Genomic DNA, 15,149 nt, shown 5'->3' with positions numbered 1-15,149 from the left:
ATATTGAAATTGTTTGTTATATTTTAAATATGAAAGTGGTTTTTTAAATAATTTTTATTTTATTTAAAATTACACTTATATATTTATATAATAATTAAGTAAATTAATTTTTTAAATATATTTACAATAAATTTAGATTTTTTTAAAATAGTTAGGAGAAGTAAATGTGAATTTTAATTATAAATGAAATTTTAGAGAACAAAGTGCAAAAATTGATAAATTAGTTTTAGAACATATAACAAAAAAATGAGAAAAATGAGATTGAAGAATAAAAAATACAAGAGATAAAAAGAAATATAAAATTGTTGATTATCAATATCGAACAAGAAAAATAATGTATGGATTAGTAACTTATAAAAGAAGAATTTATGAATATTTTGATGAAAAATTACAAAAATGAGTTCGTGTTTGTTTAGTTGATGAATGACTAGAATTACCTAAATATAAAAGAATTGGTGAAGATGTTGAACAAACTATTATTGAATATTTTGCTGATGGAAAAAGATATCATGATATTTGTGCTATTTGTAAAAAAGCAGGTATTAGTGTTAGTACTGTTCATAGAGTTTTTAAAAATTTAGAAGTAATTGAAGCAAATCCAGTAAAAGTAAAATTAGAAAAAAATCAACCTATTTTTGTAGCAATTGATGATGGACATCGAAAGTTTTGAGATTTTAAACGTAAAGGTATAAAACACTCTATGAGATTAATAACAACATATACAGATAATATTAATCATAAAGTACAAAATAAAAGAGTAAAAGCAATTATTAGACCAACAAGAACAACAATTGGAGTTAAAAAAACTGCTGAATTTGTTAAAGAACATTGTCAAAAATTTTATGAAAATGTTGAACAAGCAAAAATAATTATTTGTGGAGATAGTGCTGGATGAATTAAAGATGTAGCAGATTATCTTGGTGCTGAGTTTGTTTTAGATAAATTCCATTTAATTAGAACATTATATCTTGGTATAATGGCGGGAAATAAAGGAAAATATTGAAGTGAATATAATAATTGTAAAGATTTCATTAATAATGGTCAATATGAACAATTAATTGATTATTTATATAAAGAATTAGATAATCATAAAAAGTTAAAAAAACAATATTTTAAAAATAATAAAAAAGGTATTTTTAATCAAGGTGCAAAATGAAATATTGGTTGTTTTACTGAAACAAATATTTGACATGTTTTAAAAAAAATGATTGTTAATAGAACATATAGTATTTTTATTTATATAAAAATGGTTATTTTTAAATGTAATCAAATAAATTTAAAAACATAATTTTACTTATTTTAAAAGCTAAATTGTAAAGGTAAGTGCAACTAAATTATTTTTCTATCCAAATATTCGATTGGTGAAAGATAATTTAGTATTTTTCTCGGTCTTTGATTTAAAGACAATATAAATTTATGAACTTCATTTTTATTAGTTTTTGAAAAAATAAATTTTTTAGGAAATTTTTCTCTAATTAAACCATTAGTATTTTCATTAGTACCTCTTTGTCAAGGTGAATATGGATTGGCAAAATAAATTTTTACATCTAAATTTTTTTCAAGTTGTTGTCAATTTGAAAATTCTTTGCCACGATCAAAAGTAATAGTTTTAACAATGTTTTTAGGAAGAATTGATAAATAATAACTGACATTTTTATTAATAACTTTAGTAGTTCTGTTTTTAACTAATATTGCTAAAGTAAATCGTGATACTCTTTCAACTAAAGTTATTAAACATGATTTGCTTTTGCCTCTTGATGATACTATAGTATCTCCTTCTCAATGACCAAGTGTTATACAATCATTAACATTTATATCTCGTTCTTTAATTGATTTACCATTAAACTTGCCATGATTTTCTTTAGATTTTCGTTTTTTACCTTTTCTTCTTAAATTTTTACTAGTAACTTTATCAAGCATTCCAAAATAAATTCAAGTATAAATTGTTTTAAAACTAATAACTCACTCTTTATGAAAATTTTTAATTCTGCCATAAATTTGTTCAGGTGATCAACCTAATAGTAATTTTTGTTGTACATATTTTACTAAATTCTTATTTTTAAACTTATGAAAATTAATATGTGATTGTTTTCGATTTTCAGCTTTATTTTGTGCAATTAATGAAAAATAATGATTATTATCTTTATTTCTATTAATTTCTCGAATAATAGTACTAATACTTCGATTAAGATTTTTAGCTATTTCACTAATTTTAAATTTAAATTTCAATTGATTCTCAATATAAATCCTTTCATCTATGCCAAGATGTTTATAACTCATATAAAAACTCCTTACTTTTTCTAAACTAAATTTAGCATTATGAAATTTTTATATGAGAATTTTTTGCAATTTTATTTACTTGCACTTACAAGTATAATTCAGCAAAATAAAAAATTAAAAAAACTTATTAAATTAAAAGTTAATAAGAATTTTTGTTATATATTTATGTTAATTAAATTATTAAAATGTTTTTATAATTTATAAAATTGAGTATTTTAATTGTAATATTTTTAAATTTGTAGTAAGATAAATTTACAATTTCATAAAAATCCAAATTATTTCTTGTCTAAATTTATAATAAGATTACAACGATTTAATTTATTCCGGATTTTTGACAACTGCCAATTGTATTAATTGTAATCAAATAACTAATTTGTATTTAATTAATTATGATTTGGGTGGTATTTTTTGTAAAAATTGTTCTTTAGAATTAGCTATAATTAATTTTCACATTGTTTTGTTTAAAAAAATATATCAACTTTATTTATTAAATTATCAAGATATTAATAAATGAAAAGTTGAAAAAGAAGAACTTAATAAAATTCTTAATATTTTAGAAAACCACTTTCAAAAATATAATAATAAATTAATAATTACATAAATATTTTAATAATTAGTTGTTATATTGTTTTTAATAATATATAACACTTATAATAGGTTGACAAAACCTATCTATGAACATATTATTAACAAGATTATTCTTTTTAGAGATTTTATGTATTATTTAAGATATTTAAGAAAATTTTTATGATTAATGGAGGGGCAATGATTAATAAAATTATCAATGATAAGTCAATGAAGGAAATAATTACTCATTTAAAAGAAAATGGTTTTATTTTTCAAGGATCAGAAATTTATTCAGGTCTTGCTAATAGTTGAGATTATGGTCCGCTTGGTGTAGCACTTAAAAATAATATTAAGAAAAGTTGATGAGTTTTTTTTGTCGAAAAAAATCTATACAATGTTGGGTTAGATAGTTCAATTATTATGAAATCTAAAGTTTGAGAAGCTTCAGGGCATTTGAGTAATTTTAGTGATCCATTAATTGATTGTAAAAAATGTAAGTCTCGATTTCGAGTTGATAATTTAATTAATCATTATTTTCCTAGTATTAATTGTGATAATTGAAGTAATGAAAAATTAGAAACATATATTAATCAAAATCATATTAAATGTATTAAATGCAATAATGAAGATTGAACTAAAGTTAGACAATTTCAATTAATGTTTGAAACATATCAAGGTGTTTTAAAAGAAGATAAAAATAAAATTTATTTAAGACCTGAAACTGCACAAGGAATATTTATAAATTTTAATAATGTAAGAAATAGTTGTAATAAAAAAGTACCATTTGGTATTGGTCAAATTGGTAAAAGTTTTAGAAATGAGATAACTCCTGGTAATTTTATTTTTCGTACTAGAGAATTTGAACAAATGGAATTAGAATTTTTCTTTATTCCAAAGGATAAAAATGATAACACTTGATTTAATTATTGAGTTGATCAATGTAAAGAATTTCTCTCTCTAGTAGGTTTATTGAATTCAAAAAATATAAAATTTAAAAATCATGAACAAAATCAACTAGCACATTATGCATTAGCAACTACTGATATTGAATATAATTTTCCTTTTGGTATGAGTGAATTATGTGGTATAGCTAATCGTGGGAATTATGATTTAACAAAACATAGTGAGAATTCTGGTGTAAATTTTGAAATTCAAGATCCTAATGTTACAGTAAAAAGAATGGTTATTCCTTCAGTTATTGAACCTTCAATTGGTGTTGAAAGGCTTTTATTAGCTTTAGTTTGTGAAGCATTTACAAAAGAAGTTTTAAAAGACGATAAAGAACGGTTAGTGTTAAAATTAAATAAGAGTATTTGCCCTTATCAAGTAGCTGTTATGTCTTTAAATAAAACAAAATTGGGTAAAGAGGCATATGAAATTTTTGAAATGTTAAATAAAACACAATTAAGAGTAATTTATGAAGCATCATCAAGTGTTGGTAAATCTTATCGTTATCAAGATGGTATTGGTACTATGTATTGTGTAACAATTGATTATGACACAAAAACTAAAGGTACTGTTACAATTAGAGATCGTGATACTACAAATCAAGTTATAGTTAAAGTTGATCAACTTAAAGAATATTTATATGACAAATTAGACATTATTTGTTAGAATTGTGTGAAAAAATATGGATATCGAGTTTAATAAAAAAATTAATGAAGTTAAAGCAAAAATTAATATTGTTGAAGTTATGGGTAAATATTTAAATTTGATCCGTAAAGGCAATAATTTTTGAGCTATCTGTCCTTTTCACGAAGACTCTACTCCTTCATTATCAATTTCACAAGAAAAACAAATTTATAAATGTTTTTCTTGTGGTGAACAAGGAAACGTTTTTATTTTTTTACAAAAATATAAAAATATTAATTTTATTAATGCTCTTAAAGAAGCAGCAGATAATGTTAATTTAAATTTAAAAGAGTTTGATATTAATTTATCTGAATTTAATGTTGAAACTAAAAAAAATCCACTAAAAATTTTAAATAATATTACAATGAATTTTTTTAGTTATCAGTTACTAACTGATATTGGTCAAGAAGCAATGAAATATTTACAAAATCGTAATATTACTACTGAAAATATTAAATATTTTAATATTGGTTATGCACCTATTAATAATGAATTAATAGATTATCTTAATGCACAAGGTTATAAAGATAATATTGAATTTGTAAAATTAGGACTTATGAAAATTAATAATAAGGATCAACTTCTTCCTACCTTTTCAAATCGAATTATGTTTGCTATTAAAGATGAAGATGGAGATTGTGTTGGTTTTTCTGCAAGAAATTATAATAGAGAAGATAAAAGTTATAAATATATTAATAGTCCAGAAACAGATTTTTTTAAGAAAAGTAAAATTTTATATAACTTTAATAATGTTAAAAATTATATTAAAAAAAATGAAGTTATTTATTTGACTGAAGGTTTTATGGATGTTATTGCTCTAAATAATCAAAATATTAAAAATGTTGTTGCTTTAATGGGAACAAATTTAACAAAAGAACATATTTTACTTTTAAAAAAAATTACTATTAATATTATTATTTTTTTAGATGGTGATTTACCAGGAAAAATAGCATCTTTAAAAATAGCTAGTGTTTTATTATCAAATAATTTTAAAGTACAAATTATCAATAATGATACTAAATTTGATCCTGATGAATTAATAAATAAATTTCCTCAAAAATTTTATGAAATAATAAAAAAAACCATTCATCCTTTTGAATTTGCAATTAATTTATCATTAACTAAATATAACATTAAAAAAGATAGTTATGAACTTAATGAATTTTTAAAATCATTAGTTCCAATTTGAACAAAAATCAATGATGTTATTACTAAAAAGTTTTACTTAAATATGTTAGCAAAAATAACTAATTTATCCACTGAAGACTTAATACAAATTTTAAATATTGATAATAATTTAGTAACTACAACTTTTAGTATCAAAAATAAATCTAAAATAGAAGTAAAAAATATTTTTTTTGAAGCACAAGAACAACTTATTTTTTTAGTAATGTTATCAAAAAATGTTTATTTAATTTTAGAAAAAGAAAAATTTATTTTTCCAAATCAAGATTTTATGAATTTATACTTTTTAATTAGTCAAAAATATCAAAATAATCAAATAGAAGCAATTAATTTTGATTTAATTTTAGAAGAACTTAAAGGTAATTCACTTTTAAATATTTTAGAAAAACTTCTTGATAAGTATAAAAATAAAAAGTTTGATTTAAAACCTCAAATTATTAATGATTACTTAAAAATTATTAATAATCAACTAATTGATTATGAAATAAAAATGATCAATGATAAATTGAAATCTGAAAAAAATATTGAAAAACAAATATTGTTATTAAAAGAAATATCAGTATTAAAAAATAAAATAAAGAAAAAATAAGTATGATGATAAATTAAGGATAAGGTGAAAATATGGCTGTTATACAACAAAAAACGAAATTGAAAAAACTTTTAACTTTAGAGGAAGTAGAAAGTAATTTAATTAAAAAATTAGAAAAGAGTCAAACAAAAGAATTAAAACAAGAAGATGTCATTAAAGAGTTTGCACATTTAAAATTAGATGATGATACGATTGAGGAAATTTTTGATCGGTTAGAAAAAGAAGGAGTAGTCTTTACTGATATTTTGATGGATGAAGTTGAAGATGATGCTAATTTTACCGATATTGATGATGAACAATTACCTGATGATTTAGATATTGATATTTTAGTTAGTGATTTGAGTTTTAAAAATACAATGGGGATTTCTAATGATACAAGAAGAAAAGATGGAATTAAGTCTTATTTTAATATTTTAGGAACGAGTCAAATATTGAGTCAAGGTGAGGAAATTAAATATGCTAAAATGTTAGAATCAAAAGATGTTGAGGAAAGAACATATGGTCGTGAGCAATTAATTAAATCAAATTTAAAATTAGTAGTTTCTGTTGCTAGAAAACATTTAAATCGTGGTTTAGATTTTGCTGATTTAATTGAAGAAGGTAATATTGGTCTTATTAAAGCAGTTGATAAATTTGATTATCGCCGTGGTTTTAAATTTTCAACTTATGCTACTTGATGAATTAGACAATCAATTACACGAAGTTTAGCTGATCAAGGTAAAATGGTTCGTGTACCTGTTCATATGGTTGAAAGAATTAATAAGTTAACAAGAATTGAAAGAAACTTAACACAAGAATTAGGTCGTGATCCTACTCATGAGGAAATTGCCAATAAAATGGGACAAAACATGACAGCCGATCGTGTTCGTGAAATTAAAAAACTTGCTATTGAACCAGTATCTTTAGAAAAACCAATTGGTGAAGAAGATGATACACATTTTGGTGATTTTATTAAAGATAAAAATATGCTATCTCCCGATGAATATGCTGAAAGACATTGATTAAGAGAACAATTGGATCGTGTTTTTGCTGAAGTATTAACAAAACGAGAAGAAAAAGTTATTAGAATGCGTTTTGGAATTTTACCAACAAAATTAAGAAGATTATTAGAACTTTGTGAAGATGAAAAAGAAATTACTGAATTAAAAACAGTAGTTAATAATTTACAGTTACACTATGATACTAGTTTAGATAAAACAGAATTGTTAAGTGATAAGGTTGTTCATCGTCATATTACTAAGTACGATTCTCCAAAAACTCTAGAAGAAGTTGGTAAAGAATTTATTGTTACAAGAGAAAGAATTAGACAAATAGAAGCAAAGGCAATTAGAAAATTAAAACATCCGTCTAAATCTAAACATATTAAAGAATTTTATAAAGGATAATAGTTAAAATGTTAACTATCAATAATATAATTAATGTTTTAGAAACATATTTTCCTTTAAAAGATGTTTGTGAATGAGATTTTTCAGGAATACAAATTAAATCAAAAACAAAGACCAATATTAATAAAATTTTAGTTTGTTTGGATGTTACTAATGAAGTTTTAACTGAGGCCATTAATAATAATATTGATTTAATAATTTCTCATCATCCATTAGTTTTTGCCAAAGATATTAATCAATCTAATATTTCAAATTGAAAAAAAGAATTATATAGTAAAATACTAATAGCAGATATTAATGTATATTCATTACATACTAATTTTGATATATCATTAGTAGGTATGAATATGTTGATGGCTAAAAAATTAAAAATTAAAAATATTCATTTTATTAATGAAGAAAAGTTGGCAATAGTTGGTAAATTTGATAGACAAATGCCATTAAAATAATTGATTAATAACTTAAAAAAATATTTTAATGTTGCAAATATACAATTGGTTAATAATAAATTGAGTGATAACAATATAGTGACTGTTGCTTTATCTGCTGTTGCTGGTGCTGATATTATTAGTAATTTATCTAACAATATTGATTTATTAATTACTGGAGAAATGAAACTATATTATGGAAGCTAAAGATAGAAAAATTAATGTTATTTTGGTTGGTCATTATATGGAGCAAAAATTTGTTGATTTTCTTTTTCAATTACTTATTGAAAAATTATCAACAAAAGTTAAAGTTTTTAAATATAATCTAGAAAATCCTATTACTTTTTTTAAACTTATAAAATTTAAAAAGGAAAAAACTATTTTTTAAATAAAAATAAGTTTTAGGGGGTTGATAAATATGATTTTAGAAGATTTAGAACCAATGACTGATCAAGAGTGTCAGGCAGTTAGTGGTGGTTTTGCTCAATTTTTAATGGGTGCCATGTTAGCAGGGATAGCAATTCCTGTTATTAAAAATTTATGAAATAGTGTTTCAGGAAGTATTAAGTTACCAGGTGGTATTGAAAGTAAATGAGATAGTTCTAAAGATGAAAGTAAAGATTTAACAAAAATTAAAGATGAATTTAATAAATTTCAAGAAAAATTAACACATTTAATACCGCCTTTTTATGAATTTTAAAGAACTTAATAATACAAAAAAACCAAGAGAAAAAGCCATTAAATATGGCTTTGACGCTCTTAGTGATAATGAATTATTAGCAATTATTTTGCGAACAGGAACTAAAGAAAAAAAATGTATTATTTTTAGCGCAAGAAATAATTACTAATTTTAATGGTCTTGAAAATTTAAATAAAGTAACTATTAAATCTTTGATGAGTATTAAAGGTATTGGTGTTAGTAAGGCTTTAGAAATTTTAAGTTGTTTAGAAATAGTAAAAAGAATAAGAACTATTGAAAGTCAAAAAAATATTTTAAAATTATTATTCCTGAAGATGTTTTTAATTTAGTTAATGCATATTATCAAAATTTAACGCAAGAACATTTTTATTTATTATTATTAAATAATCAAAATAAATTAATTCATCAAAATTTATTATATAAGGGTACTAATGATACTATGAAAATTGATGTTAAAGATATGTTGCATCTGGCACTTATTCATAAATCAAGTAAAGTAATTTGTATTCATAATCATCCTAGTGGTAATAGTGAACCCTCACTATCTGATTTATATATCACCGAAGAAATTAAAAAAAATTTTCAGGTTTTTAATATTACCTTAGTTGATCATATTATTATTGGCAAAGGTAATTATTTTAGTATAAATTTAAATAAAAAATATTATAAGTTTAAATAAAAACTTAAAAAAATACATTACTTAAATTTAAAAATATAGTAAAATTATTATGGTTTAGTGTGTAAATAATATTTAACTTACCAAGAATGGACTAGTTATTAAACATAGTTTGTTATTAGATATTGATAAGAAAGGAGAAAATTATGTCAACAATTAAACCAAGCAATGAATCATTTACTGCCCAACCGTCACTATTTGGAAAAATTATGGTTTATTTATCTTTTGTTTTAATATTTCCAATAATTTTATTTATTGTTTCTCGTAATAATTTTCTAAGATTACAACAATCAATTGAAGAAACTGCTTCTGATATTGATGTGCAATTAAAGCGTCGTTTTGATTTATTAACAAAATTAGTAGATGCTACTAAAGGTTATATGAAATTTGAAAAAAGTACATTAACAGATGTTGTATCTTTACGAAGTGGAAAAATGGAAACAATGAGTGATCTTTCAAAAGCAGATAGTGGACTTAATGCAGCTTTTGGAAAATTTAATGCTTTATTAGAAAATTATCCTAATTTAAAAGCAAATACTACTGTTTTAAAATTACAATCAGGTGCCAAAGATTGTGAAGATAATATTGCTGCTGCTAGAAGATTTTATAATGCTAATGTTAAGGTGTTCAATAGTAAAATTAAAACCTTTCCAAGTAATGTTGTAGCATCAACATTAAATTTAGTTTCAAAAGATTACTTTCTTGCATCAGATAGCGATCGTCAAGATATTAAAATTGATTTATAAAATTAAATTTATTTTTGAAAATATATTTAAATTAGTTATTTACCCCTTTCTTTAGACAAATAAATTGTTTTGAATAAACATTTATGATTTGTTTAAAGAAAGGGTATTTTATTTAAAATTAAAATTTATATTAATTAGATTTAATTCTTTTATTCTTTTATTATTTATTTCATTTTTTATTTAAGAAAAATTATATTTTGGTATAATCTAACTCATTAAGTAAGTTCTTAATAAATACAAATGCTAATTCACTAGTTAAATTGAGTATTGATATTAATGCAACTAGTAAATTAGCATCATGAAAATCTGAACAATTAGCAATTACTGCGACAGCTTTATTAAAAGGTAATACTGGTGAGCAAAAAGCTAAGTCAAATGATGCTGCGAATTTTTTAGTTAATGTTTTAAAAATTGAAGCAAAAACCGGTGAAGGTGAAAACAGAATATTTGAGGTTAAAAAAACAAATGAAATTAGTATCAATGTTCAATCATATTCACCTGCAATTTCTAAGAAGGCAGGTAATGCTGATTATGTAGTTACTGGTGGAACACTAATTTTTAATTTTCAAAAAAATGATAAATCATTAGGTGATAATTTCTCATTAGATATTTTGGGTCAATCAGATCAAGGATTAGTTACATCAATTTTACCAACTACAATATCAAATGCTAATTTTGAATCTATTCCTAGATTTGTAGCTGGGGAACCAAAATCAAAATTTCCAGTTGGTACAGATTTAACACAATATTTTAAAACTACTGAACTTGAAGGTAAAACAGTAAAAAGTATTGCTGACCTTATTAAACAAGGTGCTTTAAAAATTAAAGTTAGTGAAGCTGCAGAAGGTACAGGAAATTTTGTTAAAGGAAATACCATAAAAGTAAAAATATCAATTGGTGATATTCAATTTGCTACTGAAGAGACTTTATTTATATCTTAATTATTAAAATTAATAAATATAACAAAGAAGAGTGAAATTTCACTCTTCTTTTTATATAGTTATATTTAATTTTATTTAAATGGAGAACTAAAAGGATTACTATTTTGTTTTCTATCTCAATGAGAACTTCCAGCGGTAATGTTTAGTAATCTGTGTAACTTACAAAAATAACTATGTTTAATTAATTCTAGTAAATATAATTAAATGATTAGAAAGAGTGAGTTACAGATGGCTAAAAAAGATAACTTTAATAATAATGATCCAATATCAAAAGCAGTAGATTTATTATTAGAAAATACTGAAGATTTAACAACAGTTTTTAAAGAAGGGGGTTTATATAAAGAATTAACAAAACGTTTAGTTGAAAAAATGTTGAATTCTGAGATGCAAAATTATTTAGGATATGAAAAAAATCAACATAGTAATAGTGACAATGCTCGTAATGGTATAAGTTCAAAAAAATTAATAACTCAACAAGGTAAAATTGAGATTGATGTACCACGAGATCGTAATAGTAATTTTACTCCTGTAATAGTGCCAAAAAGACAGAGAAGATTTGATGGTTTTGATCAACAAGTTCTTTCCTTATATGCAAAAGGTATGACATTATCAGATATTAGAATGCAGTTACAAGAGTTATATCATGGTGCTGATATTAGTGAAAGTGTTATTAGTCAAATTACTGATGATGTGATTGATGATGTCAAAGCATGACAAAATAGACCATTAGAAGGCATTTATCCCATTGTTTATTTTGATTGTATAGTAGTTAAAGTACGACAAGATAAACGCATTATTAACAAATCAGTTTATATAGCTTTAGGTGTTGATTTAGAAGGTAAAAAAGATGTTTTAGGTTTATGAATTAGTGAAAATGAAGGCGCTAAATTTTGATTAGCAAATTTCACAGAAATGAAAAATCGTGGCTTAAATGATATTCTTATTGCTTGTAGTGACAACTTAACAGGCATGTCAGAAGCAATACAATCAGTTTATCCTAAAACTGAACATCAATTATGTATAGTTCATCAAATCAGAAATAGTTTAAAATATGTTTCATACAAACATCGAAAATCACTAGTTACAGATTTAAAGCCAATTTATAATGCATGTAGTGAAGAACAAGCAATGCAAGCTTTAGAATTATTTGAAAGTAAATGAAATAAACACTATCCTCAAATTGTTAAATCTTGATATAAAAATTGAGATAATTTAATGATTTTTATTAGTTATCCTCCAGAAATCAAAAGAGTGATTTATACTACAAATTCTATTGAATCTGTTAATAGTCAATTACGAAAAGTCATCAGAAATAAAAAAGTTTTTCCAAATGATATGGCAGTTTTTAAAATATTTTATTTAGCAATTGAAAATATAACAAAAAAATGAACAATGCCCATTCAAAATTGAAATACAGCAATTGCTCATTTTATGATAAAATTTAAAGATAGAATTAATCTGAACTAGTACTTTGCAAAACAAAGAAACACAGATTACTAAAAAGCCTCCTTCCAGCATCTTGATTACTTTTATTTTTCATTTCTTCATTTCATTGTCTAACTTGTTTTTTAGGGCTTCACATTGAATATGTAGAAGGTGGAGCATAATAAACAGTTCTTATGTTTTGTGCTATTTTACTTTTACTTGCTTTTATTTCTTTATCATATAAAACATCACTAGAACAAATGCCAGCATTTGTTGTTCCTTTAGTCTTTGTTTCTATGGCAAATCTATTTCTTAATCTTTGATCTATTTCTAAATTAGTTATCTCATTTCTATTAGCATAGTTGTGCTTTTTTAATTGTTGTTCAGTAAGTTTCACAAATGATTCTGTAACTCCACATATTGTTTGTTCTTCTAGTACAGTTTCTTTTAATCTATTTTGTTGATTTTGCAAATGATATTTAAGTTGTTGTCTTTCTTGAGTTTTAGATTTAAACATTTTTCTTTCATCTTCCCTTTTAAATATAAAAAAACTATTTACTTTTAAAATTAAAGTAATTAGTTTAAAAAAACTTAATATTAAATTTTTAGTATTTTATATCATAAATGAATATTTTATATGTGTAATTTACTTTTTATTTTTATAATATATTGTGTGTTTTTATTGGTATTATTTTTTTAAGAAAACTAAAAAATATTTTTATAATATAGTTTATTAAAATACAATTCTATTTTTATATTTAAAAATAATTTGTTTAAAATATAAAAAATATGCTACAATATACAGGCTTAATTTAATGAAAATAAGCAACACATTTGTGAATTCATTGCCTAGTGCTTTTTAATTAAAAAGTGGCCAATGTTAGAAATAAATGGAAGAAAAACAAATTAGAAGGAGACAATATGTTAGTTGTAACACGTGAACAACTCCTTGAAGCGGGAGTTCAGTTTGGTCACCAAACTAAAAGATGAGATCCAAAGATGCGTAAATATATTTTTGGTCAAAGAAATGGTATTCATATTATTGATTTACAAAAATCAATGTGTAAATTAGATGAAGCTTGTCACTTTGTTAAAGAAACTAGTGAAAATGGTGGAAAAGTTTTATTTGTAGGTACAAAAAAACAAGCCAAAGAAGCTGTGCAAGAACTTGCAATTAGTTGTAATTCACCTTATGTAACAGAACGTTGATTAGGTGGTAATTTAACTAATTTTAAAACTATTAAATCAAGTATTAAAAAGTTAATTGATATTGAAAATAAAGAAAAAAGTGGAGAAATTAAACTTTTAACAAAAAAAGAGCAAATGCTAGTAATTAAAGAAAAAGCACGTTTAGAACGTAATCTTGGTGGTATTAGAAATATGTATAAATTACCAGAAGCTATTTTTGTTACTGATACTATTACTAATAAAATTGCTGTCGAAGAAGCAGTTAAACTTGGTATCAAAATTATTGCGATTTGTGATAGTAATTCAAATCCAGATAATATTGATTATATTATTCCTGGTAATGATGATGCTACAAAATCAATTACTTTAATTACAAAGAAAATTGCTGAAGCTATTAATGAAGGACAAAGTGTAAAACCAGTTATTGATAAAAAAGAAATAGTAGTAGAAGAAACTATTAGTCTTAATGAAAATAAAACTGAAAATGTAATTGAAAAAAATAAAGAATAAAGGAGAATAGTTTATATGTCAGAAGTTAAAGTAGATGTTAAATTATTGAAAAGATTAAGAGATACAACCGATTTACCAATTACTGATTGTAAAGAAGCTTTGATGGAAAAAAATAATATTTTTGAAGCAGCACTTTCCCTATTAAAAATTAAAGGTTTAGCAAAAGCAGAGAAAAAAAGCATTAATAAAGCTACTGAAGGGGTTACTAAAGTTGTTATTAGTGGTAATAATGCAATTATTGGTGAATTAAATTGTCAAACTGAACAAGTTGCTGATTTAGAAGATTTTAATGATTTATTTACTAAGATTTTAGAAACAATTTTAAAACATCAACCTAAAACTATTGAAGAAGCTTTAATGTTAAAAGCTGATGGAAGTAGTGAAAGTTTAAATGATGAGATAAGATTTGCTATCGCTAAATTAGGTGAAAATATTGTTTTAAATCGTTTTCAATATTTAAGTAAAAATAGTGATGAAGTTTTTGGTTCATATGTCCATGGTGGTGGTAAATATAGTGGTTTAGTTATTATCAAAGGTGTTGATAAGGAAAGTGATATTCCAAATAATGTTGCTATGCAATTAGTATCAGCAGATGCTAAATACATTGATATTGATCACATACCTGCAACAGTTCGTGATAAAGAATTATCAATTATTAGTGAAAAAACAAAAGAAGAAGAAAAATTGAAAGCAAAAAAACGTTGTGATAATATTCTTGAAAATATTATAAGAGGTCGTTTTGAAAAAGTATTATCTGAATTAACTATTGTTGATCAACTTTATATTAAAGATAATACAATTAAGGTTAAAGAGTATTTAACTAAAAATCATGCTACAATTATAGCTATGATACGTTATCAATTAGGTGAAAAAATTGATAGTTCTGCCAAATAAACA

Annotated in this window: 17 protein-coding genes and 1 pseudogene; 16 read left to right on the top strand and 2 right to left on the bottom strand. The window is 23.2% G+C overall.

Features of this window, described 5'->3' with window-relative positions; all coding sequences use genetic code 4:
* Nucleotides 1-166 precede the first annotated feature (166 nt).
* Complete coding sequence (locus AACK95_RS05370; RefSeq protein WP_338979806.1) at nt 167-1,288, top strand: Mbov_0401 family ICE element transposase-like protein; 1,122 nt, start codon at nt 167-169, stop codon at nt 1,286-1,288.
* A 41-nt stretch (nt 1,289-1,329) separates the two neighbouring features.
* Here the strand turns inward: AACK95_RS05370 and AACK95_RS05365 are convergent, their stop codons facing one another.
* Nucleotides 1,330-2,280, bottom strand: coding sequence for an IS30 family transposase (locus tag AACK95_RS05365; protein ID WP_338979804.1), 951 nt, complete (start codon nt 2,278-2,280; stop codon nt 1,330-1,332).
* A 331-nt stretch (nt 2,281-2,611) separates the two neighbouring features.
* Here AACK95_RS05365 and AACK95_RS05360 point away from each other — a divergent pair, with 331 nt between their 5' ends.
* The 13 genes and pseudogenes from AACK95_RS05360 (at nt 2,612) to AACK95_RS05305 (ending at nt 12,596) form a co-directional block, all read left to right on the top strand.
* Nucleotides 2,612-2,881: a hypothetical protein gene (locus AACK95_RS05360; RefSeq protein WP_338979802.1), complete on the top strand. Its 270-nt coding sequence runs from the start codon at nt 2,612-2,614 to the stop codon at nt 2,879-2,881.
* Between the two features lie 176 nt (nt 2,882-3,057).
* Nucleotides 3,058-4,461 carry a glycine--tRNA ligase gene (locus tag AACK95_RS05355; protein ID WP_422397169.1) on the top strand — a complete coding sequence of 468 codons (1,404 nt, stop codon included), beginning with the start codon at nt 3,058-3,060 and terminating at the stop codon, nt 4,459-4,461.
* Nucleotides 4,462-4,477: 16 nt separating this feature from the next.
* Nucleotides 4,478-6,253, top strand: a complete 1,776-nt coding sequence (gene dnaG / locus AACK95_RS05350) for a DNA primase (RefSeq protein WP_338979798.1) — start codon at nt 4,478-4,480, stop codon at nt 6,251-6,253.
* Nucleotides 6,254-6,285: 32 nt separating this feature from the next.
* Nucleotides 6,286-7,638, top strand: a complete 1,353-nt coding sequence (locus tag AACK95_RS05345; protein ID WP_338957374.1) for a sigma-70 family RNA polymerase sigma factor — start codon at nt 6,286-6,288, stop codon at nt 7,636-7,638.
* 8 nt (nt 7,639-7,646) lie between these two features.
* Nucleotides 7,647-8,273: pseudogene (locus tag AACK95_RS05340) on the top strand (Nif3-like dinuclear metal center hexameric protein).
* A complete protein-coding gene (locus AACK95_RS05335; protein ID WP_338979796.1) occupies nt 8,263-8,454 on the top strand; it encodes a hypothetical protein in 192 nt (63 codons plus the stop codon). Before AACK95_RS05340 ends, AACK95_RS05335 begins: the two are co-directional and overlap by 11 nt.
* A gap of 30 nt (nt 8,455-8,484) precedes the next feature.
* Nucleotides 8,485-8,766, top strand: coding sequence for a hypothetical protein (locus tag AACK95_RS05330; RefSeq protein WP_338979794.1), 282 nt, complete (start codon nt 8,485-8,487; stop codon nt 8,764-8,766).
* Nucleotides 8,756-8,914, top strand: coding sequence for a UPF0758 domain-containing protein (locus AACK95_RS05325; protein ID WP_338979792.1), 159 nt, complete (start codon nt 8,756-8,758; stop codon nt 8,912-8,914). Before AACK95_RS05330 ends, AACK95_RS05325 begins: the two co-directional genes overlap by 11 nt.
* Nucleotides 8,850-9,095 (top strand): UPF0758 domain-containing protein, encoded by a 246-nt coding sequence (locus tag AACK95_RS07150; protein ID WP_422397168.1) that lies wholly within the window; start codon nt 8,850-8,852, stop codon nt 9,093-9,095. The genes AACK95_RS05325 and AACK95_RS07150 overlap by 65 nt, the downstream gene beginning before the upstream one ends.
* Nucleotides 9,008-9,445 (top strand): JAB domain-containing protein, encoded by a 438-nt coding sequence (locus AACK95_RS05320; RefSeq protein ID WP_338979790.1) that lies wholly within the window; start codon nt 9,008-9,010, stop codon nt 9,443-9,445. The genes AACK95_RS07150 and AACK95_RS05320 overlap by 88 nt, the downstream gene beginning before the upstream one ends.
* A 143-nt stretch (nt 9,446-9,588) precedes the next feature.
* Complete coding sequence (locus tag AACK95_RS05315) at nt 9,589-10,188, top strand: LemA family protein (protein WP_338979789.1); 600 nt, start codon at nt 9,589-9,591, stop codon at nt 10,186-10,188.
* A gap of 260 nt (nt 10,189-10,448) precedes the next feature.
* On the top strand, nt 10,449-11,129 hold the full coding sequence (locus AACK95_RS05310) for a hypothetical protein (RefSeq protein WP_338979787.1): 681 nt from the start codon (nt 10,449-10,451) through the stop codon (nt 11,127-11,129).
* Nucleotides 11,130-11,357: 228 nt separating this feature from the next.
* Entirely contained in the window at nt 11,358-12,596 is a 1,239-nt protein-coding gene (locus tag AACK95_RS05305; protein ID WP_338980946.1) for an IS256 family transposase, read from the top strand.
* Here the strand turns inward: AACK95_RS05305 and AACK95_RS05300 are convergent.
* Nucleotides 12,583-13,071, bottom strand: a complete 489-nt coding sequence (locus tag AACK95_RS05300; RefSeq protein WP_338979786.1) for a hypothetical protein — start codon at nt 13,069-13,071, stop codon at nt 12,583-12,585. The two genes, AACK95_RS05305 and AACK95_RS05300, sit on opposite strands and share 14 nt — an antisense overlap.
* A 404-nt stretch (nt 13,072-13,475) precedes the next feature.
* On the opposite strand from AACK95_RS05300, the gene rpsB reads away from it, so the two are divergent.
* Together rpsB and tsf are read left to right on the top strand one after the other, a co-directional pair.
* Nucleotides 13,476-14,252, top strand: coding sequence for a 30S ribosomal protein S2 (gene rpsB, locus AACK95_RS05295; protein ID WP_338979785.1), 777 nt, complete (start codon nt 13,476-13,478; stop codon nt 14,250-14,252).
* A 15-nt stretch (nt 14,253-14,267) separates the two neighbouring features.
* Nucleotides 14,268-15,146 carry a translation elongation factor Ts gene (gene tsf / locus AACK95_RS05290; protein WP_338979783.1) on the top strand — a complete coding sequence of 293 codons (879 nt, stop codon included), beginning with the start codon at nt 14,268-14,270 and terminating at the stop codon, nt 15,144-15,146.
* The last annotated feature ends 3 nt before the right edge of the window (nt 15,147-15,149 follow it).

The organism is Spiroplasma endosymbiont of Lasioglossum malachurum (assembly GCF_964020065.1).
Classification (GTDB): domain Bacteria; phylum Bacillota_I; class Bacilli_A; order Mycoplasmatales; family VBWQ01; genus Spiroplasma_E.
The sequence above is the reverse complement of the archived record's forward strand: the minus strand, read 5'-3'. Positions and strand labels throughout refer to the sequence as shown.